This is a genomic window from Blautia faecis, assembly GCF_027662325.1.
In the GTDB taxonomy this organism is placed as follows: Bacteria; Bacillota; Clostridia; order Lachnospirales; family Lachnospiraceae; genus Blautia_A; species Blautia_A faecis.
Genome location: NZ_JAQDKY010000007.1, coordinates 92,553 through 114,544, shown reverse-complemented (window position 1 = coordinate 114,544; position 21,992 = coordinate 92,553). Strand labels below are relative to the sequence as shown.

At 45.3% G+C, this 21,992-nt stretch carries 20 protein-coding genes, 1 pseudogene and 1 riboswitch; of the genes and pseudogenes, 17 read left to right on the top strand and 4 right to left on the bottom strand.

All coding sequences use genetic code 11. The features are described from left to right. Positions 1-44 precede the first annotated feature (44 nt). The 4 genes from PGQ38_RS05660 (at position 45) to PGQ38_RS05645 (ending at position 4,679) form a co-directional block, all read left to right on the top strand. Positions 45-2,006 carry an FMN-binding protein gene (locus tag PGQ38_RS05660; protein WP_270431007.1) on the top strand — a complete coding sequence of 654 codons (1,962 nt, stop codon included), beginning with the start codon at positions 45-47 and terminating at the stop codon, positions 2,004-2,006. A gap of 3 nt (positions 2,007-2,009) precedes the next feature. Then, positions 2,010-2,645: an FMN-binding protein gene (locus PGQ38_RS05655; RefSeq protein WP_270431006.1), complete on the top strand. Its 636-nt coding sequence runs from the start codon at positions 2,010-2,012 to the stop codon at positions 2,643-2,645. Further along, positions 2,642-3,430, top strand: a complete 789-nt coding sequence (locus PGQ38_RS05650; RefSeq protein ID WP_270431004.1) for a 4Fe-4S binding protein — start codon at positions 2,642-2,644, stop codon at positions 3,428-3,430. The genes PGQ38_RS05655 and PGQ38_RS05650 overlap by 4 nt, the downstream gene beginning before the upstream one ends. 193 nt (positions 3,431-3,623) lie before the next feature. After that, the gene (locus PGQ38_RS05645) at positions 3,624-4,679 is read left to right on the top strand and encodes an FAD:protein FMN transferase (protein ID WP_270431002.1); all 1,056 of its coding nucleotides are present in this window, start codon (positions 3,624-3,626) and stop codon (positions 4,677-4,679) included. 297 nt (positions 4,680-4,976) lie between these two features. On the opposite strand, the gene PGQ38_RS05640 is transcribed toward PGQ38_RS05645, so the two are convergent. Together PGQ38_RS05640 and PGQ38_RS05635 are read right to left on the bottom strand one after the other, a co-directional pair. After that, complete coding sequence (locus PGQ38_RS05640; protein WP_118580355.1) at positions 4,977-5,462, bottom strand: Gx transporter family protein; 486 nt, start codon at positions 5,460-5,462, stop codon at positions 4,977-4,979. A 3-nt stretch (positions 5,463-5,465) separates the two neighbouring features. Next, positions 5,466-5,834, bottom strand: coding sequence for a NusG domain II-containing protein (locus PGQ38_RS05635; RefSeq protein WP_226854382.1), 369 nt, complete (start codon positions 5,832-5,834; stop codon positions 5,466-5,468). Positions 5,835-6,217: 383 nt separating this feature from the next. On the opposite strand from PGQ38_RS05635, the gene prfB reads away from it, so the two are divergent. The 11 genes from prfB to PGQ38_RS05580 all read left to right on the top strand — a co-directional run bounded on the left by prfB (position 6,218) and on the right by PGQ38_RS05580 (position 18,375). Beyond that, a protein-coding gene (prfB, locus tag PGQ38_RS05630; RefSeq protein ID WP_118580361.1) for a peptide chain release factor 2 occupies positions 6,218-7,346 on the top strand; the annotation gives its coding sequence in 2 pieces (ribosomal slippage) (positions 6,218-6,292 and positions 6,294-7,346; 1,128 coding nt in all). Positions 7,347-7,459: 113 nt separating this feature from the next. Then, positions 7,460-7,912, top strand: coding sequence for an ACT domain-containing protein (locus PGQ38_RS05625; RefSeq protein WP_118580364.1), 453 nt, complete (start codon positions 7,460-7,462; stop codon positions 7,910-7,912). A gap of 7 nt (positions 7,913-7,919) precedes the next feature. Then, a complete protein-coding gene (locus PGQ38_RS05620; protein ID WP_195391869.1) occupies positions 7,920-9,137 on the top strand; it encodes a homoserine dehydrogenase in 1,218 nt (405 codons plus the stop codon). A gap of 96 nt (positions 9,138-9,233) precedes the next feature. Next, complete coding sequence (locus tag PGQ38_RS05615; RefSeq protein ID WP_270431000.1) at positions 9,234-10,442, top strand: aspartate kinase; 1,209 nt, start codon at positions 9,234-9,236, stop codon at positions 10,440-10,442. A gap of 31 nt (positions 10,443-10,473) precedes the next feature. Continuing rightward, the gene (locus PGQ38_RS05610) at positions 10,474-11,685 is read left to right on the top strand and encodes a hypothetical protein (RefSeq protein WP_118580370.1); all 1,212 of its coding nucleotides are present in this window, start codon (positions 10,474-10,476) and stop codon (positions 11,683-11,685) included. Between the two features lie 49 nt (positions 11,686-11,734). After that, on the top strand, positions 11,735-12,622 hold the full coding sequence (locus tag PGQ38_RS05605; RefSeq protein ID WP_118580373.1) for a DegV family protein: 888 nt from the start codon (positions 11,735-11,737) through the stop codon (positions 12,620-12,622). A gap of 164 nt (positions 12,623-12,786) precedes the next feature. After that, positions 12,787-13,539, top strand: coding sequence for a DUF975 family protein (locus tag PGQ38_RS05600; RefSeq protein ID WP_270430999.1), 753 nt, complete (start codon positions 12,787-12,789; stop codon positions 13,537-13,539). A gap of 30 nt (positions 13,540-13,569) precedes the next feature. Beyond that, positions 13,570-15,729, top strand: coding sequence for a Tex family protein (locus tag PGQ38_RS05595; RefSeq protein WP_270430998.1), 2,160 nt, complete (start codon positions 13,570-13,572; stop codon positions 15,727-15,729). Positions 15,730-15,839: 110 nt separating this feature from the next. Next, a complete protein-coding gene (locus PGQ38_RS05590) occupies positions 15,840-16,103 on the top strand; it encodes a DUF1294 domain-containing protein (RefSeq protein ID WP_270430997.1) in 264 nt (87 codons plus the stop codon). 180 nt (positions 16,104-16,283) lie between these two features. Next, positions 16,284-17,192: a mechanosensitive ion channel family protein gene (locus PGQ38_RS05585; RefSeq protein ID WP_226815076.1), complete on the top strand. Its 909-nt coding sequence runs from the start codon at positions 16,284-16,286 to the stop codon at positions 17,190-17,192. A gap of 94 nt (positions 17,193-17,286) precedes the next feature. Beyond that, positions 17,287-17,424: riboswitch (FMN riboswitch) on the top strand. Between the two features lie 315 nt (positions 17,425-17,739). Next, positions 17,740-18,375, top strand: a complete 636-nt coding sequence (locus PGQ38_RS05580; RefSeq protein WP_118580386.1) for an ECF transporter S component — start codon at positions 17,740-17,742, stop codon at positions 18,373-18,375. Here PGQ38_RS05580 and PGQ38_RS19755 read toward each other — a convergent pair. After that, positions 18,339-18,688, bottom strand: a pseudogene (locus PGQ38_RS19755) (DUF6783 domain-containing protein). The gene PGQ38_RS05580 and the pseudogene PGQ38_RS19755 overlap by 37 nt on opposite strands. Between PGQ38_RS19755 and PGQ38_RS05575 the strand changes: the two are divergent. Then, a complete protein-coding gene (locus PGQ38_RS05575) occupies positions 18,608-19,222 on the top strand; it encodes an NUDIX hydrolase (protein WP_118580392.1) in 615 nt (204 codons plus the stop codon). The pseudogene PGQ38_RS19755 and the gene PGQ38_RS05575 overlap by 81 nt on opposite strands. Before the next feature lie 31 nt (positions 19,223-19,253). On the opposite strand, the gene PGQ38_RS05570 is transcribed toward PGQ38_RS05575, so the two are convergent. After that, positions 19,254-19,763, bottom strand: coding sequence for a hypothetical protein (locus PGQ38_RS05570; protein ID WP_148461039.1), 510 nt, complete (start codon positions 19,761-19,763; stop codon positions 19,254-19,256). Between the two features lie 264 nt (positions 19,764-20,027). On the opposite strand from PGQ38_RS05570, the gene rsxC reads away from it, so the two are divergent. Continuing rightward, a complete protein-coding gene (gene rsxC, locus PGQ38_RS05565; protein WP_195992719.1) occupies positions 20,028-21,992 on the top strand; it encodes an electron transport complex subunit RsxC in 1,965 nt (654 codons plus the stop codon).

Here is a 21,992-nt window from a genome sequence, read left to right as displayed (position 1 = left end):
GTAAAGAGAAATTTAATTTGCTACATATTTTAACAGGAGACAGCATGAAAAAACGAGACAGTGATAAGAATCCTTTTGAAAAAAAGAATCTGGTGAAACTTGCTCCAGCAGCAGTGGTTATTGCGGCTGTGGCTGCAGCAGGTGCTCAGGCTGGCAGCAGTGGAAAAGAAGTGACTGCTGAAACCAGAGAGGTTGTAAAATCCCAGGATCTGGAATCGCTTCTGAAAACAGCCTATTCCTATGAGGCAGCAGATGACGAGGCAGAAGAGGAGAGTCTGCTGAAAGCAGGCAAGAACACATCATCAGCTTCTTCAAAGAAAAAAACCTCCAAAATTTCAAAGAAAAAAAGTGGTATAAAAAAAGGAAGCTCAAAGACCCTTCCAGTAAAAACGGCTGCATCTTCAGGGGTAGGTCAGGGCTCCACCACTACACCAACTACAGAAGTTCCGGAAGGCGGCTATAAAGATGGAACTTACCAGGGAAGCGGAACTGGCTTTGGAGGAACGATTACCGTACAGGTAACTGTATCAGGTGGGAAAATCACAGCTGTTGATATATTAAGTGCCTCTGGAGAAACAGGCTCTTATTTTGCCTCTGCACAGGGCGTTGTAAGTAAGGTTTTATCAAGCCAGTCCCCGAATGTGGATGCAGTCAGCGGTGCAACTTATTCCTCAAACGGGATTATCCAGGCAGTACAGAATGCCCTTTCACAGGCAGGAAACAGTGATTCTGCCACACCGGCTGCCACACCAACTCCAACGCCAAAACCTGCAAAGAAACCGAAGAAAGATACTTCTGTCAGCTATAAAGATGGCGTATATGAGGGACAGGCAGAAGGCTTTGATGGAATCGTAACGGTAAAGGTTACAATAAAAAATGGAAAAATCAAAAAAATAAGCAACACAAATACAGACACACCTGAATTTTTTAATAAAGCATGGAAAACAATCAAGTCCAATGTGATTTCCAGACAGAGTACTTCTGAAATTGATACTGTAAGTGGTGCAACATTTTCTTCCAATGGAATTCTCGGAGCTTTATCCCAGGCTCTTTCAAAGGCTGATCAATCAGGAACTACAGACTCAAAGGAAGAAGATATAACTCCAACTCCGACTACTGTACCTGATGAAACTGTAACACCAATTCCAACGGAGATTCCACATCCTACCAAGACTCCGGATAATCCGTCAGATGAACAGCCGGTTGTAAAGCTTTTGAAAGATGGTACCTATACAGGGTCTGCAATGGGATATTCTGGAAAGGTCAACATAACACTGACAATTAAAGACGGAAAAATTACGGAAGTAACCAATACAAACTCAGATACCAGAAGCTTTTTCAATAAGGCATGGAGATCCATACAGCCTAAAATACTGGAAAAGCAGAGTACAGAAGGAATTGACACTGTAAGTGGTGCAACATTTTCTTCTATGGGAATTCTGGATGCGTCCAAAATAGCATTGGAGCAGGCAAAAAATACAGAGGTACAGCCTTCAGTAACGCCAGAGCCCACTGAGGCGCCGGATTCCACCGAGAAGCCAGAACCCACAAATACGCCAAAGCCGACTTCTGTTCCGGAACCAACGACTGCACCGGAGCCTACAGCTGTACCAGAGCCTACTGAAACGCCAGCGCCAACTTCTGCACCGGAACCGACGGATACACCGGAGAATTCTGTGACGCCGGAACCGACAGCTACGCCAGAACCCACGCCTGTGCCTGCTGGTGCATATACAGATGGAACCTACACTGGCATTGGAGAAGGCAATGACGGACCAGACAGTGTACAGGTTACCGTAACAATATCCGGAGGACAGATTGTGGGAGCAACTTATTTTTCCTATGATGATGAAGAATATGCAGATACAGCCTGGGAGGGAATTCTTGGACAGGTTATGGGAAAGCAGTCCGCAGACAGTGTAGATACAGTATCTGGATGCACATATTCCTCCCAGGGATTTATTCAGGCATTTAGAAATGCATTAAATCAGGCAAAAGGAGCATAACCCATGAAATACCAGAGTTTTATTATGAGAGTTTTATGTCTGCTTCTGATCGTTGGTGTCGTTCTTTGCTACAACTCCATGCAGAAAAAAGACAGTGATACCGAAAAAGACCAGCAGATCGCCAGTCTGACAACCAGAGTGGAGGCCTTGGAAAAACAGCAGGATGAGATATTAAGTGCCCTTGAAGAGGCTGCAAAAGCGCAGGAAGAGGCGAAGAAAAAGGCAGAAGAGGAAGCGAAGAATCAGAAAGCCCAGACGGAAGAAGCGGCTTCCGGGGATGCTTCCGAGGACGCGAAAAAAGATGACAAGAATACAGATGAGACAGAGGCTGAGGACGCTTCTTCTGAGGAAGAAAGTGAAGATCTTGTCTACAAAAACGGAACCTACACAGGAGACGGCCAGGGCTTTGGCGGCAATATCCAGGTTCAGGTTACACTTGAAAATGACACGATTACAGACATTCAGGTGGTAAGTGCACCAGGCGAAGACTCTGCATACCTTTCCCAGGGACAAGGCGTGATCAGCACCATTCTGGCTTCCCAGAGTACAGACGTTGACACCATTTCCGGCGCAACCTTCAGTTCCACTGGAATTATCAACGCTGTAAATGATGCACTTGGAAAGGCGGAAAATCAATGAAAAAGAGACAGAGAAAAATCCGGCTGATCCGCGCCGGCATCCAGCTTCTGTTTTTCATTTTTGCTCCGGCACTTTTTTCCACGGCATTCGCAGGCGTGAAGTCCATTTTTCAGGCAATCGCAGCACATCAGACAATCAGCTGGAATTCCTTTTTGGATGTGACTGCCGTGCTGCTGGTGGTAACCTGCCTGTTCGGACGGCATTTCTGCGGATATGCCTGCGCATTTGGTTCCCTTGGGGATGCATTGTATGAGCTGACTGTGTTTATCCGCCAGAAGGTTTTTCATAAAAAAGGCCGTCACGGATATTCAGAAAAAGCCATCCGCATTTTGCAGAAGGTGAAATATATCTGGCTTCTGGTGCTTCTTGTATCTATCCTTACCGGCTGGTACAGCAAGCTTCAGGGCATGAGTCCCTGGGATGTGTTTTCCATGCTCACCGCGGGCAGACTTCCCGGTGCTGCCTACAAGGTGGGGATTGTGCTGCTGATTCTGCTCATGATCGGAATGTGCACTCAGGAAAGATTTTTCTGCCAGTTCCTCTGCCCAATGGGCGCAATTTTTGCTATAATGCCTATAGCGCCCTCTGCGCTGTTCAACCGTGACAAAGGCACCTGTCCGGCGAAATGCGGAGCCTGCAAAAAGCGCTGTCCTGCTCATCTGGACATTGACGGTGATACCCCTCTCTCAGGAGAATGTATCTGCTGCCACGCCTGCCAGGGAATCTGCCCGAAGAGGAACATCCGGATCGGGATTCCGAAGGCGAAAGATGAGAGCCTTTTTTAAACACGAGCTGGGAAAAGATGGGCGAACGCTATTGGAAAATAAGAGAAAATAAAATCAGAAAGAACAGGATATGAGTAAAAAAAGAAGTAAAGTAAGATTTCAGAATGAAGTCGATTTAATTAAGGTACATGATAAAAAGCAGTCCAGAGGTCAATCACTTACCTGCTTGGATATGTTTAATGGGAGAAGGAATTTGAGAAAGAGAAGTGCGGCAGGAATTCTCTGCAGCAGCCTGTTTCTCACTGTCATTTCTGCAACAGTACTGGGAAAAACCACTACAGTTGTTTATGCTGCTGACGTAGAAAAATACACCAACGCAGATTTCGCAATGGACACGGTAGTTTCCGAAACCCTTTACACCTCAGGCGCGGACATCAATACCCAGATTGGTGAAAAGCTCCGCGAAATGGAAACCACCCTCCTTTCCTGGACAGAGGAAAACTCCCAGATTTCCCAGCTGAACAATGCTGATGGCAAGACCATGGAAGTTTCTGATGATCTTGCCGCCGACCTTGAGAAAATCCGCCAGCTTTCCCAGGATTCCAACGGTGCTTTTGACCCCACCCTTGGAAAAATTATCCGCCTGTGGGACATTGCCGGCGAGAACCCTCATGTCCCAGATCAGTCCGAAATCGACACCCTTCTTCCCGAAGTGGGCTACGAGAAAATTCAGGTGGACGGAAACAATGTAACCCTTCTTGATGGCTGTACCCTGGATCTTGGTGCCGTTGGAAAAGGCATGGGCTGTGATTTGATCATGGATTACCTGCAAACCCAGCCAGATGTCTTCGGTATGATCCTGAACCTTGGCGGCAGCAGTGTCATGACCTACGGCGAAAAGCCCGACGGCTCCTCCTGGAAAGTAGCCCTCACCGATCCCCGTGACACGGAAGGCGGCTATCTTGGAGCCATCACCCTGGACGCCAACCAGTTCCTTTCCACCTCCGGCGACTACGAAAAATACTTCATAGAAGATGGAATCCGCTACCACCACATTCTGGATCCAAAGACCGGTTACCCTGTCTGGAATGGTCTCACCTCTGTTACCATCGTCTGCGATCAGGGTTATCTGGCCGACGGCCTTTCCACCGCCTGCTTCGTCCTGGGTATGGACGCGGCCAAACCTCTTTTAGAGAAATATGATGCAGAAGCCGTATTCGTAGATGAAGACAAAAATGTGTATGTGACAAGTGGATTGATGGATAAATTCGAATTAATGAAAGACGGATACACAGTAAACGAAGCGTAAGTTGTCCATGATAGATTCATAGAAAATGATAGCTTACGGAATAACGAAAAGAGCTCCAGAGGATAGTCAAAAACTATCGCCTGGAGCTCTTTTTCAATCAACAGCATTTGGGCTGGATATATTCCTAAGCGGGGCATTCAAGGCGCGCCCTTAATGGAGCGGAGATCCACTGCTTACGAAGACTTAACATCGAAGGCTCTCCTGAGATGTTTAGTCGCAGTTAGCAGTTAGCTCCGCGGAATGTTGTGCCTCCCCGCGTGGAATATATCCAGCCCAGATGCGTACGGTGGTAACATATTACGGAATCCTCTTAAGCACTTCCTTCGTCAGCACTCCAATCAGCAGTCCTGTAATCACTCCCGACACCATCAGCGCCGGAGCATAATAATACAACAGTCCCACCGTATGCGTTGCCGGAATCGCCACCAGCAGCTGACCGATGTTATGGGAAACGCCACCAGCCACACTTACACCCAGCTGCCCGAATCCAATCTTATTTTTCACAAAAACCATCACAATCAAACTAAGGGTCGCCCCCGCCAGACTATACATAATACTGGAGCCGCTTCCAAACATAAAACCGATAATAAAAATTCTCACAATGGAAACTAGCGCCGCTTCTTTCCACGTATACCTCTCCAGCACAAAAAGCACCGCCAGATTTGCAAGCCCTAGTTTCATTCCCGGAATTCCCGCAAAAAACGGAATCAACGATTCCACATACCCGAAAATAATGGCAATGGCTGCAAACAGCCCAAGATACGCTGTCTTTTTCTGATCCATCACTTACACCACTGCGTCAAATCCACTTTCGGAATCCTGTGAATCTGAATCGCCCTCTCCCTGAATGACTACTCTGTTTGGCAGGCACACAATATATCCGCCTGCACTGCCCACTGCCGGCTGCTTCATGCAAAGATGATCCGGGCAGTCCGCCTCTGTCATCTTTACCTCGCCGTCCTTAATTTCACACACATTGGTATCCCCAATCTGGATCACCTGATCCTCCGCCAGTGAATAAGTCCCATAAAGCTTCCCGTCCACCGTAATCTGGATCGACCCATGAGTTCCATGTGGAACCGCATAAACAAAAATACAAAGTGCCACTGAAATAACCAATAGTGCACCAATAAATACCGCTTCTTTTTTCTTCAAAAATGATACCTCTTCATTAATAGTTTTAACAAAAATCATTATATCATAGAAACATGTCCCACAAACGGATTATTAGTTTATGATATAAGAAATATAGAGATTTTTCAACCTATTCTAAAATCCATTTTTGAGAAAAAATCGCAACAGAGAGAATGCCTGTTATTCACAAAGAAAACGGTAACGGGTAGCTATTCCTTTCCACACCGCTTTTTATTGTAATTTCCCACGGAATATGCTATTGTATAGTTTGAAAGTCTGTGTGCCGTGCGGATCGCGGGAATGATTTTTCAAACACGTTCCAGGCCGGCGGCATTGTTGAAGAAATGTAACGATTCAGAAAACACTGGACAGTTACACAGAAATATTAGAAAGAAGGTGAAGCTATGGTTGAATTAGACCAGTTCAAGAGCATTCTTGCAACATACACAGAACCATTAGTGGAAGTGAGGGATTCACTTTGACCTGGCTAACAAAGAAAAGCGGGTTGAAGAATTAGAGCGCGAAATGGAAGCGCCTGATTTCTGGGACAATGCAGAAATATCCCAGAAGAAAATGAAAGAATTAAAGGGTATGAAGGACGACATGGAAACCTATCAGAATCTGGTAACCCAGAAAGAAGATATGGAGACCCTGATCGAGATGAGCTATGAGGAAAATGATCCGTCCATGATCGAAGAAATCCAGGAAATGCTGGATGAGTTCCAGGCACAGTTTGACAGTATCCGTGTGAAGACACTTCTTTCAGGAGAGTATGACGGCGAGAATGCCATTATAAAACTGAATGCAGGAGCTGGTGGAACAGAAGCCTGCGACTGGTGCAGTATGCTGTATCGTATGTATACACGCTGGGCTGAGCGCAAGGGCTTTTCAATTGAAGTTCTGGACTATCTGGACGGCGATGAAGCTGGTATCAAATCTGTTACCTTCCAGGTAAACGGAGAGAACGCATACGGACTTCTGAAGTCTGAGAAAGGTGTTCACCGTCTGGTACGTATTTCCCCGTTCAATGCGGCTGGAAAGCGCCAGACCTCTTTCGTATCCTGCGATGTAATGCCGGATATTGAGAAGGATCTGGACGTAGAAGTCAATGATGAGGACATCCGTATTGATACCTACCGAAGCAGTGGTGCCGGCGGACAGCATATCAACAAGACCTCATCCGCTATCCGTATCACTCATTTTCCAACAGGAATCGTGGTACAGTGTCAGAATGAGCGTTCCCAGCATATGAATAAAGATAAGGCTATGCAGATGCTGAAGGCGAAGTTATATCTTCTGAAACAGCAGGAGGCAGAAGCCAAGCTTTCCGGAATCCGAGGTGAAGTAACGGATATCGGCTGGGGCAACCAGATCCGTTCCTACGTTATGCAGCCATATACCATGGTCAAAGATCACCGTACCAATGAAGAAACCGGAAATGTAGATGCAGTTATGGATGGTGCCATTGATATCTTTATTAATGCATATTTGAAATGGATCGCACTTGCGAAGAGACCTGCAGAACAGCAATAAAAGCATGCTGCTGTTCACGAAGGGAACGGTACCAGCTTCCGGATTATGTCTGGATACAGCGGCTGTAATGGCAGAGATTTGCAGGGCGCAGTGAAAGTGGAAGGAAATGCAGGATGCCAAAGACAACAGATAAGAATAAATATTTTGTAGTAAAAGAGCGGGCTGTGCCAGAGGTGCTTCTGAATGTAGTTGCAGCGAAGAAGCTTCTGGAATCAAAGCGGGCAGCTACAGTGCAGGAAGCTGCAGACGCTGTGGGAATCAGCCGAAGCTCTTTCTATAAATATAAAGATGATATTTTTCCCTTCCACGAGGAAGCCAAGGGAAAGACCATCACATTTATTATACAGATGGATGATGAGCCGGGAATTTTATCCAATGTTCTTCGGGCTATTGCAGAAAACCATGGCAATATTCTGACCATACATCAGAGTATTCCCATCAGTGGTATTGCCACTCTTACCTTAAGTGTGCAGATCCTTCAGGGAGAAGGGGATGCTGAGGCAATGGTGGATGACATTGAACAGATGGAAGGAATCCATTATTTAAAAATTTTAGGCAGGGAGTAACGGACAGATGATAAATATTGCAGTGTTAGGATATGGCACAGTTGGAAGCGGTGTAGTAGAAGTCATCCGCACCAATCATGAATTGATTAACAAAAGAGCCGGGGAAGAGATTAAGATCAAATATGTACTGGATCTTCGTGAGTTCCCTGGAGATCCGGTAGAAGAGATTCTTGTTCATGACTTTGAGCAGATCGTAAACGATCCGGAAGTTAAAATTGTAGTAGAAGTAATGGGAGGAACCGGTGCTGCCTATACTTTTACAAAAAGAGCACTTGAAGCCGGCAAGAGTGTGTGTACCTCAAATAAAGCTCTGGTTGCCCAATACGGTCCTGAGCTTATGGAAATTGCAAAAGAGAAAAAGATCAACTTCCTTTTCGAGGCAAGCTGTGGCGGTGGAATCCCGATCATTCGTGCCATCAACGGTTCTCTTACCGCAGATGAGATCGATGAGGTCAGCGGAATTCTGAACGGAACTACTAACTATATGCTGGATAAGATGATCACAGAAGGCGCTGATTTCAATACTGTTCTGAAAGAGGCTCAGGAAAAAGGCTACGCAGAGGCTGATCCTACCGCTGACGTGGAAGGACAGGACGCATGCCGTAAGATTGCCATTCTTTCCTCTCTGGCATATGGAAAATTCCTGAATTTTGAAAATGTTTATACAGAAGGAATTACAAAGATCACACCAGAGGATATGGAATACGCAAGAGAAATGGGCAGAAGTATCAAGCTTCTTGGCACAAGCAAGAAATTGGGAGACGATTCCTTCTACGCACTTGTAGCACCTTTCCTTGTAGGACAGGAGAATCCTCTTTATGGCGTAAAGGGAGTGTTCAACAGTATTTTTGTACATGGAAACATGCTTGGCGATGCCATGTTCTATGGAAGCGGAGCCGGCAAGCTTCCTACTGCAAGTGCAGTTGTAGCAGACGTTGTGGAGGCTGCAAAGCATCTTCATGATACCATTCCAAATAACTGGAGCAATGAAGAGATGACCCTGATGGAGCCGGATTCTGTAGAAGGCCGTTTCTTTGTCCGTGTGAAGGATACTTCCCTGGATGAAGTGGATAAGGCTTTTGGTAAGGTTGAGGCTGTGATCGAGCCGGATTCCCTTCCGGAAGAATTTGGTTTTATTACCAGACTTATGACACAGGGCGAGTACAAAGAGCGTGTGAAAGCGCTTGGAGAGAATGTTCTGGGCATGATCCGCGTGAAAGACTGATAACATGAATCCGCAGTTATTCAGGTAATGGGCAGCTGCGCGAAACTGTCTGTATGCGCAGATAAAAATAAAACTGACAGCGTGAAAGGAAAAACTATGCTGATAGTTAAGAAATTCGGCGGTACTTCCGTTGGGGACAAACAGAGAATGTATAATGTTGCCAACCGTTGTATCGAAGAATATAAAAAAGGAAATGACGTGGTGGTGGTTTTGTCCGCCATGGGAAAATATACAGATGAGCTGATCCGTATGGCTCATGATATGGACGACAAGCCTCCGAAGCGTGAGATGGATATGCTCCTTACCATCGGTGAGCAGATGTCCGTATCCCTGATGGCAATGGTAATGCATAAGCTGGGCGTTCCGGCAATTTCTCTGAATGCTTTTCAGGTGACCATGCATACCACAAGCAGCCATCAGAATGCAAGATTAAAAAGAATTGACACAGAGCGTATCCGCCGTGAGCTGGATGCCCGCAGGATTGTGATCGTTACCGGATTCCAGGGAGTAGATAAGTATGATGACTACACCACCCTGGGACGAGGCGGTTCTGATACCACTGCCGTGGCACTGGCAGCAGCGCTTCATGCAGATGCCTGCGAGATTTATACAGATGTGGACGGCGTTTACACAGCCGATCCACGTAAGGTTCCAAATGCAAGAAAGCTGAAAGAAATCACATACGATGAGATGCTGGATCTGGCAACATCAGGAGCAGGTGTACTTCACAACCGTTCTGTGGAAATGGCGAAGAAATACGGAGTGCCCCTTGTGGTCCGCTCCAGCCTGAATAACAGTGAAGGAACGGTAGTTAAGGAGGTAGTTAGCGTGGAAAGAATGCTGATCAGCGGTGTTGCGCTGGATACAGACGCTGTGAGAATCGCAGTACTGGGGCTTCGCGATGTGCCTGGTGTTGCATTTAAGGTATTTGATACCCTTGCAAAGAAAAATATTAACGTAGATGTTATCCTGCAGTCTATCGGACGTGCAGGAACAAAGGACATTTCTTTTACAGTAAATAAGGATGATCTGGATGATGCAGTTGCCACTCTGGAGGAGAGCCAGGAGCGCCTTGGCTTCAAGGAGCTTCACTCTGAGCGCAATATCGCCAAGCTTTCCATTGTTGGCTCCGGTATGCTCAGCAATCCTGGCGTGGCTGCCAAGATGTTTGAGAGCCTTTACAATGAAGGGGTAAACATTAATATGATCTCCACATCTGAAATCCGTATTACCGTCCTCATCAATGAAAAAGACGGAATCCGGGCTATGAATGCAGTACACGATGCTTTCGGCCTTGCCGACTGATCGAATATACATTTTAAGGAGGAATTTCTGTATGAAAAGAAAAGTATTGGGAGTGCTTTTTACAGCAATGTGCCTGTGTGCGGTTCCGTCCGCGGCTTATGCAGAGGCACAGGAAGCCGAAACTACAGAGGCAGCAGGAGAGGCTGCTGATGAGCCTGAGGCTGGTGCAGAAACGGTTACAGAGCTGTCCGACAGCCTGTACGATTTTCAGGTGAAGATCGGGGATAAGGTTTACCAGTTCCCTATGTATTACCAGGATTTTGCAGCAGACTGGACACTTGGCAAGAACGAGGACCCGGAGATGGGCGTTGGAACCAATTCCTATGGTTCCATCAGTTTTTACAAAGGGGACGACCGCGTTTCCGTAGATGTGATCAATCTTGGAATCAACCAGTTGCCATTAAACCAGTGTCTGGTGGCGGGAATTGATATTGATGCAAGCTATGATTTTGATGTGGCGGCTACTCCTGTAGAACTGCCTGGCGGAATCGTAATGGGAAAATCCAATTTTGATGATATCAAAGCTGCTTATGGTGATCCAAGCGATACTTACGAGGGAGACCTGTATACCAAGTATTCCTACTCGAAAGATTATTACGAGGAAGTTCATTTCTATGTATATAAGGATGACAATACTCTGAAGCAGGTAGATATGCGTAACTTCGTAGAGCCAGAAGGATATGACAAGGGAAGTGTAAGCGAGGAAGTTCCGGAAATCGTATCTTCCTATACCGCTCCTACTGAGCTGGGAGATGATCTGCTGGCTCCACAGTTGGAATTCTGCGGAGATCTTTATTCCCTTCCGGCTCCGGTGTCTGCATTCCTTGAGAATGGCTGGGAGCTTCAGAATGTGGAAGATGGCGCTTATGTGGCTGGCCGGGATCTGGAATTTGTAGACATGATGAAGAATAACCAGAGTGTGCATTTCAGTGTTTACAATTTTACCCAGGATGCAACTGCCATCGAGAACTGTTTTGTACGGGAGCTTGAGGTAGGCAATTACGACAGTGATGCTCTTACCCTTACTCTTTCCGGTGGATTTACCCTGGGTGCGAAGAAGGCGGACCTGATCGCAGCTGCAGAGGAAAAAGGCTATTCGTGTGATGAGGACGGAGATTACCTGAATATTTATAAGACTGCAGATACCAAGATTGACAACCGGGCACAGTTCTGGTTTAACAAGGATGAGGATCCGGATACAGTGGCAAGTGTTGCGTACAGAAATGAAATTCTTCCAGAATAAGGGAGAACCCGATCTGGAGGTTTTACAAAATTAGTAACAGGAGGGAAATATGAGCAACTATGTGATCAGCTGTTGTTCCACAGCGGACCTTACGAAAGAACATTTTGAGAAAAGAAATATTTCCTATATCTGCTTTCATTATGAATTAAATGGAAAAGAATATGCAGATGATCTGGGACAGTCCATGCCTTTTGATGTGTTTTATAAAGCCATGCAGGATGGGGCATCTACCAAGACTTCCCAGGTAAACGCAGATGAGTTTGAAGAGTATTTTGAAGGATTTTTGAAACAGGGCAAGGATGTGCTTCACGTCTGCCTTTCTTCCGGGATTTCCGGTGTTATAAATTCAGCCAACGTTGCAAAAGCGGAGCTGGAGGAAAAATACCCGGATCGTAAGATTCTGGTTGTGGATTCTCTGGGCGCGTCTTCAGGATATGGTCTTTTTATGGATAAACTTGCTGACCTCCGGGATGAGGGTAAATCCATCGGGGAAGTTCATGCCTGGGCAGAAGAACACAAGCTGAACCTGCATCACTGGTTCTTTTCCACAGACCTTACGTTCTATATCAGAGGAGGCCGTATTTCCAAGGCCAGCGGCTTTTTCGGCACTATGCTGAATATTTGTCCGCTTCTGAATATGGATGATCAGGGAAAACTGATCCCAAGATTTAAGATCCGTACCAAGAAAAAGGTGATCCGGGCTATTGTAGACAAAATGGAAGAGTACGCCGAGGGCGGACTTGACTATAGTGGGAAATGTTATATTTCCCAGTCCGCATGTATAGAGGATGCCAGGGAAGTGGCAAGGCTGGTGGAAGAGCGTTTCCCGAAATTAAATGGGAAGGTTGAGATCAACAACATCGGAACCACCATCGGGAGTCATACAGGTCCTGGTACGGTAGCGGTGTTTTTCTGGGGAAGTAAGAGGACGGCGTAGTTATAAAAAAATTACAGATGTCAGATGGGAAAATGCTATATTAGGAACAGCTGGCATGGTTTAATGGAGCAAAAGTGAAAACAGCGAAATGGTGCTGCAATATATCTGGCCGGGATGTATCAGAATCCCGGCCTGCTGTTTCACTGCAAAGGAGAATGATGATTATGAAAAAAAGAAGTACGAAGGAAATCAAACTGCAGGCCAAAAAGTCATTGCAGGGACATGTTGGAACTGTGATCCTTGGGCTTCTGGCAGTGTATGGTCTGAATACCTTAGGAACAATCCTTTCTACCAATTTGTTTTCTGGCACATCCGCGCTGGATCTGGTTCTCAGCGAAATATTTATGCTGGTGGTGTCACTGATCGTGGGAATCATTTCTGCTGGTCTGGGGTATATGCTTTTGAATATTTCCCGGGGAAAGGAGTTTTCTCTGGGAGATCTTGGCTACTTTTTCAAAAACCAGCCAGACAGGGTGATCGTTGCAGGCTTTGTGCTGGCGATGATCCAGCTGATCACAGCGATCCCTTACTATTATGTGAGCTTTACCACAGATCCGGGACTGACTGTGGATTCCCAGATCCAGTGGCTTTCCATGACTCTGGGACTGCTGGCTGTAAGTACGCTTTTGAATTTTCTTATTTCCCTTCCATTTGCCATGACCTATTTTCTTATGGCGGATGACACAGAGCTTGGAGGAATCCAGGCACTGAAAGAGAGCGCAAGGCTGATGAAGGGAAATATCTGGAGATATGTGAAGCTGAATCTTAGCTTTATCCCGCTTTTGTTATTATCTGTGTTTACGTTCTATATTGCACTTTTCTGGATCATGCCTTATATGGAAATGTCCATGGTGGCATTTTACCGGGATCTGGATGGAGAACTGGACTACAGACTGCCGGAAGATAGGACTATTTAGAAATACAAGCAACAAGAGGAGATTGAAAAAATGGATATTTTACAGGCAATCACCCAGGAACTGGGGGTGCAGAAATGGCAGGTAGAAGCTGCTGTTAAATTGATTGACGAGGGAAACACTATCCCTTTTATTTCACGATATAGAAAAGAAGCTACCGGAACCTTAAATGACGAGCAGCTTCGTAACCTGAACGAGAGACTGACTTATCTCCGAAATCTGGAAGACAAGAAGAATCAGGTCCTTTCCAGCATTGAGGATCAGGGCAAGCTGACAGAAGAACTGAAGGCACAGATCCTGGCAGCACAGACGCTGGTAGTCGTAGAGGACCTTTACCGCCCGTACCGTCCGAAGAGACGTACCAGGGCAACCATTGCCAAGGAAAAAGGCCTGGAGCCGCTGGCAAATATCATTATGCTCCAGATGACAAACAAGTCTATTGAGGAAGAGGCAGAATCCTTTGTGTCAGAGGAAAAAGAGGTGGCTTCTGTGGCAGATGCCATCGCTGGTGCGAAGGATATTATTGCAGAGCATATTTCCGACGAGGCAGATTACCGAATCCACATCCGTGACCTTACTGCAAAGAAAGGAACCATCAGTTCTGTGGCAAAGGATCCGGAGACACAGTCTGTATATGAGATGTATTATGAGTTTGAGGAGCCGGTGAAGAAGCTGGCTGGACATCGTGTGTTGGCGCTGAACCGTGGTGAGAAAGAGAAATTCCTCACTATCAAGGTAGCTGCACCAGAAGAAGATATTCTTCGTTACCTTGAGAAGCAGGTGATCACCCGCGACAATCCATTTACTACACCGATTCTGAAAGAAGTGACAGAGGACAGTTACAAGCGTCTGATCGCTCCTGCAATCGAGCGCGAGATCAGAAGTGACCTGACTGAGAAGGCAGAGGACGGAGCTATCAAAGTATTTGGAAAAAATCTGGAGCAGCTTCTCATGCAGCCTCCAATCGCCGGACAGACTGTCCTTGGATGGGATCCGGCTTTCCGTACAGGCTGTAAGCTGGCTGTTGTAGATTCTACTGGAAAAGTTCTGGATACCACAGTTGTTTATCCAACTGCCCCTACTAACGAGAAGAAGATTCGCGCTGCGAAGGATACGGTAGAAGCTATGATCAAGAAGTATGGTATTTCCCTGATTTCTGTTGGAAATGGTACTGCTTCCAGAGAGTCTGAGCAGGTGATTGTTGATATGCTGAAGGAAATTCCGGAAGCGAAGGTTCAGTATGTAATTACAAATGAGGCGGGTGCTTCTGTTTACTCTGCAAGCAAGCTTGCTACAGATGAATTTCCCAATTTTGATGTAGGACAGAGAAGTGCCACATCCATTGCAAGACGTGTGCAGGATCCGTTGGCTGAGCTGGTTAAGATCGATCCGAAATCCATTGGTGTAGGGCAGTATCAGCATGATATGAACCAGAAGAAGCTTGGCGAGGCTCTGACAGGTGTGGTTGAGGATTCTGTAAATAAAGTAGGTGTGGATTTAAATACTGCTTCGGCTTCCCTTCTTGAGTATATTTCCGGTGTTTCCAAGGCTATTGCGAAGAACATTGTAGTTTACCGTGAGGAGAATGGCCGTTTCACAAGCCGAAAAGATCTTCTGAAGGTTGCGAAGCTTGGTCCGAAAGCATTCGAGCAATGTGCTGGTTTCATGCGTATTACAGGCGGCTCCAATCCTCTCGACGCGACAAGCGTTCACCCGGAGAGCTATGAGGCGGCTTCCAGGCTTCTTGAGAAACTGGGATATTCCGCTGAGGATATTGCAGGAGGCAAGCTTGCCGGACTTTCCAGACAGATCAGGGATTACAAGAAGACTGCAGATGAACTGGAAATTGGAGAGATTACTCTTCGGGATATTGTAAAAGAGCTGGAGAAACCGGCACGAGATCCGCGTGATGAGATGCCGAAGCCGATTCTCCGCACAGACGTACTGGATATTAAGGATCTGAAAGAGGGTATGATCCTGAAAGGAACTGTCCGCAACGTAATCGATTTCGGAGCTTTCGTTGATATCGGAGTTCATCAGGACGGACTTGTTCATATTTCCCAGATGAGTGAAAAATTTATCAAACATCCGTTGGAAGCTGTAAGCGTCGGAGATGTTGTGGAGGTTCGTGTTCTCGGTGTGGATGAGAAGAAGAACCGGATCAGCCTTTCTATGAAGGGATTAAATAAATAAAGAGAAGAGGGAAAACATTATTTCTCTTCTCTTGCCATTGCCTTGTAGAAAGCCTTTTTCAAACACGCTTTATAGCGTGTTTGGCAGGGAAATTAGAGAGTTGGATTAAAATGTTAGAAAATATGCTTGTTGTATATCTGGTTTTCGTTAATATTGCAGCATTCGGGATGTATGGCATCGATAAACAGAAAGCCATCCGGAAACAGTGGCGCATCCCGGAGGCTCAGCTTCTTGCGGTGGCTGCCATTGGCGGTTCCGCTGGGGCTCTTCTTGGAATGCAGTTTTTTCATCATAAAACCAGAAAGTGGAAATTTCGCCTGGGTGTGCCGTTAATTCTGGCAGCGCAGTTGATACTGTGGAGAGTTTTGCAGTAGGCGGTGGATAATTTGTTCCCAAAATGAATTTCCGGTGGAAAACAGGGCAGATTGCCCTGTTTTAAATGGGTATTAGTTCCTGCCGCTTTTGCGATTTTGAGCGGAGTGGACGAAATAGTTTTTGGATAATAAGGGACAGAGTTGTTTGTGGGAAAGGACTGAAAAAAAGGAGATGGGAATTTGGAAGGACAGGTTATAGAAAATGCAGTTCAGGAGACTGTCCAGGAAACAGTGGATAAAGTAAACTCCAACTGGGATCAGATCAAGGCTTACTTTAACGGTCATATTCCGGATTTGATCAGCTTCGGAATGAAAGTGGTTCTTTCTATTGTAGCGTTTTATGTGGGAACAAAGCTGATCAAGTGGCTGCTGAAGGTTGCGAAGCGTTCCATGGAAAAGGCCGGCATAGACATGGGGGTTGCCCAGTTCATCTGTTCTTTTGGAAAATTTTTGCTGTATCTGATTCTGATTTTTAATATAGCTACTAATTTCGGTGTGAAGGAATCTTCCGTAGCAGCTCTTCTGGGAACTGCCGGCGTTACCATTGGTCTTGCTTTGCAGGGCGGTCTGGAGAATCTGTCTGGCGGTGTTATGCTGCTTTTGTTTAAGCCCTTTCAGGTAGGAGATTATATTATACAGGATCAGGCTGGTGGAACGGAGGGAACCGTATATAAGGTTGAGATGTTCTATACGACCCTGATCACCATTGACAATAAGCACGTAATCATTCCAAATGGAAAATTATCCAACAGCACCATTATCAATGTAACTGCGCAGAATTTGCGTAACCTGGAAATCAAAGTGGAAATTTCCTATGATTCCGATATTAAGAAAGCAAAAAAGCTTTTGCAGCACATTTTACAGGAAGATCCCGGAACCAAATCGGACAAAGACATGCTGGTCTTTGTAGACGAACTTGCTGACAGTGCCGTAGTCATGGGCCTTCGCGTCTGGGTGCCTACCGATAAATACTGGAAGATCAAATGGCGCCTCAATGAGAAAATCAAAGAATCTTTTGATGCCAACGGAATTTCCATTCCGTATCCGCAGATGGATGTACATGTGGTGGAGACAAATAAAGACAAATGATAATAGATATATAATAGAAAATATGAAATAGATGTACAAATAGATTTCCTATTGAAATTATCTTATTTCTATTGTATAATCCACCATGAAAAGAAAATTTCTTCGGGGCAGGGTGATCGAAATCCTTGGAAATCGAAATTCCCTACCGGCGGTATAGTCCGCGACCCGCTTTGGCGGCTGATTTGGTGAAATTCCAAAACCGACAGTAAAGTCTGGATGAGAGAAGAACGCGCAGAATATTTAGATCGGTTGATTTTTTTGTACGTGCTCATTGCCCCGGAAGAGATTCCGGGGCTTTTTATGTGGTGATTTTAACGTTACTGGTTACTGTTCACTCCGTTCACAGTAACACGCTTCGCGATGCACAGAAATCATGCATTCGCATGATTTCGCGTGCCAATTCTCGGGTTTTCTGTGAACTTTGTTCACAAAAAACACCTCGCGGAACGTTACCAGTGAACAGTAACCGTTACTGTTTACTGGTAACATTTTAATCCCATACTTGCAGAAATTTTCTTTAAATATTATAATTTAAGGAGCAATGAGTATGAGCGAACAAGTAATCAAAAATGGAAACGTAATGGAGCGAAGCCGTACCAGAACCATTGCCCAGGTAGCGATGTTAGGTGCTGTGGCAGGTGTGTTGATGAATTTTGAGGTACCGCTGCCATTTCTGGCACCGTCCTTTTATCAGTTGGATTTCTCTGAGATTCCAGCACTGATCGGTTCTTTTGCAATGGGACCTGTAGCAGGTATACTGATTGAACTGGTGAAGATTCTGGTACATCTGGTAACCAAGGGAACTATGACAGCAGGCGTTGGTGATGTGGCAAACTTCCTCTTTGGCTGTTCTTATGTAGTTCCAGCCGGACTGATTTATCGTTATCAGCATAAGAAGACAAGAACACACGCAGTGGCAGGTATGGCAGCAGGTGTAATTCTTACCACAGTGCTTGCATGCTTTGTAAACGCATTTGTACTTCTTCCGGCATACGGAAAAGCATTTGGAATGCCGGTACAGGCATTTATTGAAATGGGTGCAGCAGTACACAGCGGTGTAACCAACCTTCTTACTTTTGCAATTATGATCCTTGTACCATTCAATTTATTCAAATACACATTAACCTCAGTGATCGTGTTCTTTATTTATAAAAGAATCCGTGTGATTCTTCGCGGTGACTGATTCTCTGTTCCTTGGTGAGATCTAGAGCCTGTTTGAAAAATCATTCCCGCAATCTGCACGCCCCACTTTGCGGTATATTTTGCCCGAATTCGGTTGCCGTAGCCGTTACGACGCCCTTATCCGGACAAAATCTCCCACAAATTGTGACGCATATCTTGCAGAAAGCCTTTTTCAAACACGCTCTAGCGAGACCTCTGACCAGAACAGCAAGAACTGACGAAAAGAGGTTCCTATGGGAAAAATCAACAGCATTACCAAACAGACAGATAATCGTTATGTAAACCTTTATAATGTAAAAGCCACCAGTGTGCACAATACCCCGGTAAACTATTTTGTGTCTTCCCGTGCAAAAGATGTAGACAGCCTGAAAATGGTAACACATAAGAACAATCCGGACGGTGTGATCATTTATAGCATTTATGGCGAAAAACATGACAAAGTGGTGTTGATTCGCCAATATCGTTATACATTAGGCGATTATATTTATGAATTTCCAGCTGGTCTGGTAGAGCCAGATGAGAATTACCATGAAGGCGCAATTCGTGAAATGTACGAGGAAACCGGACTGAAGCTTGATCCCATTCCGGTAGCAGAAGCTTACCAGAAGCCCTATTTCACTACTGTAGGAATGACAGACGAGTCTTGTGCGACTGTATATGGATATGCCAGCGGCGAAATCAGTTCCAAGGCACAGGAAGATACGGAAGAGATTGAAGTGATTCTGGCGGACCGCGAGGAAGTGAAGCGGATTCTGAAGGAAGAGAATGTAGCGATCATGACGGCATATATGCTGATGCATTTTCTGGAAGATAAGGAACCATTTGGATTTTTGAATAAGATCAGGTAAAACAAAATCCCCGAAATTTTCGGGGATTTTGTTATTCATAGTATTCAATATCCTGACCGGAAGTATCGGATGAGCTGTCTCTATTATCGGAACCGGTACCAGAGCCATCCTCTGTATAATCAAGGTCTCCGCTGTCTTCTGTTCCGTAGTCCTCTGAAGGATCCTCTGTATAATCAGGAATATCGGTATTATCGGTAGTGTCGCTTCCTGAACTGTCTTCGGAATCTTCTGTAGGATAAGTAATCTGACCACTGTCAGAGGAATCCGTATCTGAATTATCATAGCTGCCGTCTACCTGGCTGCTGTCATAAGAAGTATCGTTCTGGCTGCTATCGTAAGAACTGTCATAGTTGCTGTCCTGGCTGTAAATCGGAAATTCAGCCTGTTCAGCCTGTTCAGCTGCAGTTTCCGGTGCTTCTGTCAAAGTGGTCTTGGCTGTGGGAACACGGCTCTCCTTGGGAACCACTACGGAAATTCCAAACATAGCCATACTAAGCAGAACCGCTGTGGATGCGATATGGAATTCATCTTTGTATCTCATAAATATTACACCTCATAAGTATCTTTATTAACGGTTATTCAACAGATATCCCAATTATAACACATCCAGGAATGATTTTGTAAAAAATAAAAACAGTATGGTTAAGAATAGTTACAAAGTCTGGATAAAATAGTCAGTTTATGTTATATTATATAGGAAAAAAACAGTAACTTATTTATCTGCTTTTATAAGTTTTTTTGTGGAGGGAACGGATAAGAACAGATAGTATAAGAATATAATTTCTATTATAAGGAAGGTGAGCAATTGGAAAATTATACTAAGTACAAGCTGAAAAGCAGTGATGAGCTTGCATCAGTGCTGAACGGCAAGGACAACCTGTTTGTGATTGCCTGTAATAAGTGCTTTAAGGAATTTGAGACGGTTGAGGAACCGGATTGCGATGAATTCCTGAAGTTTGCAAAGGAGCAGGGAAAGACTGTCACAGGTAGTGCGAAAGTTGATTTCTTATGCAACAAAATGCATACAGAAAGAAAATTGCAGGATCTGCTTCCGGAAGGAACAGAGAATGTGGTAGTAATTTCCTGTGGTCTTGGTATTCAGACTGTTGCGGATCTGGCAGGTAAGCCGGTTGTTGCTGCAAGCAATACCCTTAACTACAGAGGTCATCATGGCATGGCACTTACCAAGAAGAGCTGTGATGCATGTGCACAGTGTTATCTGAATATTACCGGTGGTGTCTGTCCCATCGTTGACTGTTCCAAGAGTCTTGTGAATGGTCAGTGTGGAGGAGCAAAGAATGGAAAGTGCGAAGTAGATCCCAATAAGGACTGTGCATGGGAGAAAATTTACCAGAGACTGGCGAAACAGGGACGTCTGGAAGAATTCCTTAATCAGCCCGTACAGGTTCGTGATTTCTCCAAGGTTAATTTCAAGGTGATCAATGATTATGTGAAATCAATCAGAGAAAACAGACTGGATGGTTATTATGGTGGTGTTCATCCGTCAGAGCGCAAGGAATTCAGTGAGCACATTGCTCTTAAGAAGTTCCCGGATCCGAAGACGGTTGTAATTTCCATGTCTCAGCATCTGGGTGCTCCGGCGAATCCCATCGTTCAGGTTGGTGATACAGTAAAAGTCGGTCAGAAGATCGGCGAAGCTGCCGGATTCATCAGCGCTCCTGTACATTCCAGCGTAAGCGGAACAGTAGTTGCTGTTGAACCTCGTATGCACGGCACAAGAGGTAGTGAAGTGATGGCTGTTGTTATTGAATCGGATGGAAAAAATACTCTGCACGAATCCGTACAGCCACATGGAGACCTTGACAAGCTTACTCCGGATGAAATCATTGATATCATTCGTGAAGCAGGAATCGTTGGTATGGGTGGTGCAGGTTTCCCGACCTGTGTCAAGCTGAAACCGGCGAAACCAGTTGATACCATCCTTCTCAATGGATGCGAATGTGAACCGCTTTTGACAGCCGATCACAGAGTACTTCTTGAGTATGCAGATGATATTATTTTTGGTCTGCGAGCAGTTCTTAAGACAACCGGTGCCCAGAAGGGTATCATTGTTATTGAGGATAACAAGCAGGATGCCATTGAATTAATGCAGGAAAAAGTTGCCAATATCGGAGATATGGAAGTATTTGTTGCCAGAACCAAATACCCACAGGGCGCTGAGAAAACTCTGATCAAGCGTGTTATGGGCAGAATTGTTCCAAGCGGCGGTCTTCCGGCAGATGTTGGTGTTGTAGTAGATAATATCAGTACAGTAAAGGCAATTTCAGACGCAATCCAGACAGGAATGCCTCTGATTGAGCGTGTTGCCACTGTTACAGGCGAGAAGATCAAGAATCCTGGAAACTTTATCATCAAAATTGGTACAAGTGTAAGAGAGCTGATCGACTACTGCGGTGGATTTACAGATGAGGATGTTCTGGTTAAGATGGGTGGACCTATGATGGGATTCCCTCTGAATACACTGGATGTACCTATGATGAAAGGCTCCAACGGTATCATTGCAATTGATACAGATGAGACCAAAGAGCAGCCATGTATCAAATGCGGACGCTGTGTAGATGTCTGTCCGATGGAGCTGTCTCCGCTGTACTTTGTAAAATATGCCAAAGACGAGAACTGGCAGGGCATGAAGGACATGAATGTTATGGATTGTGTTGAGTGCAGATGCTGTCAGTATATCTGTTCTTCCAAGATTCCGATCATCGACAGTATTAAAGCCGGAAAAAATGCAGTAAGGGGGATGAAGTGA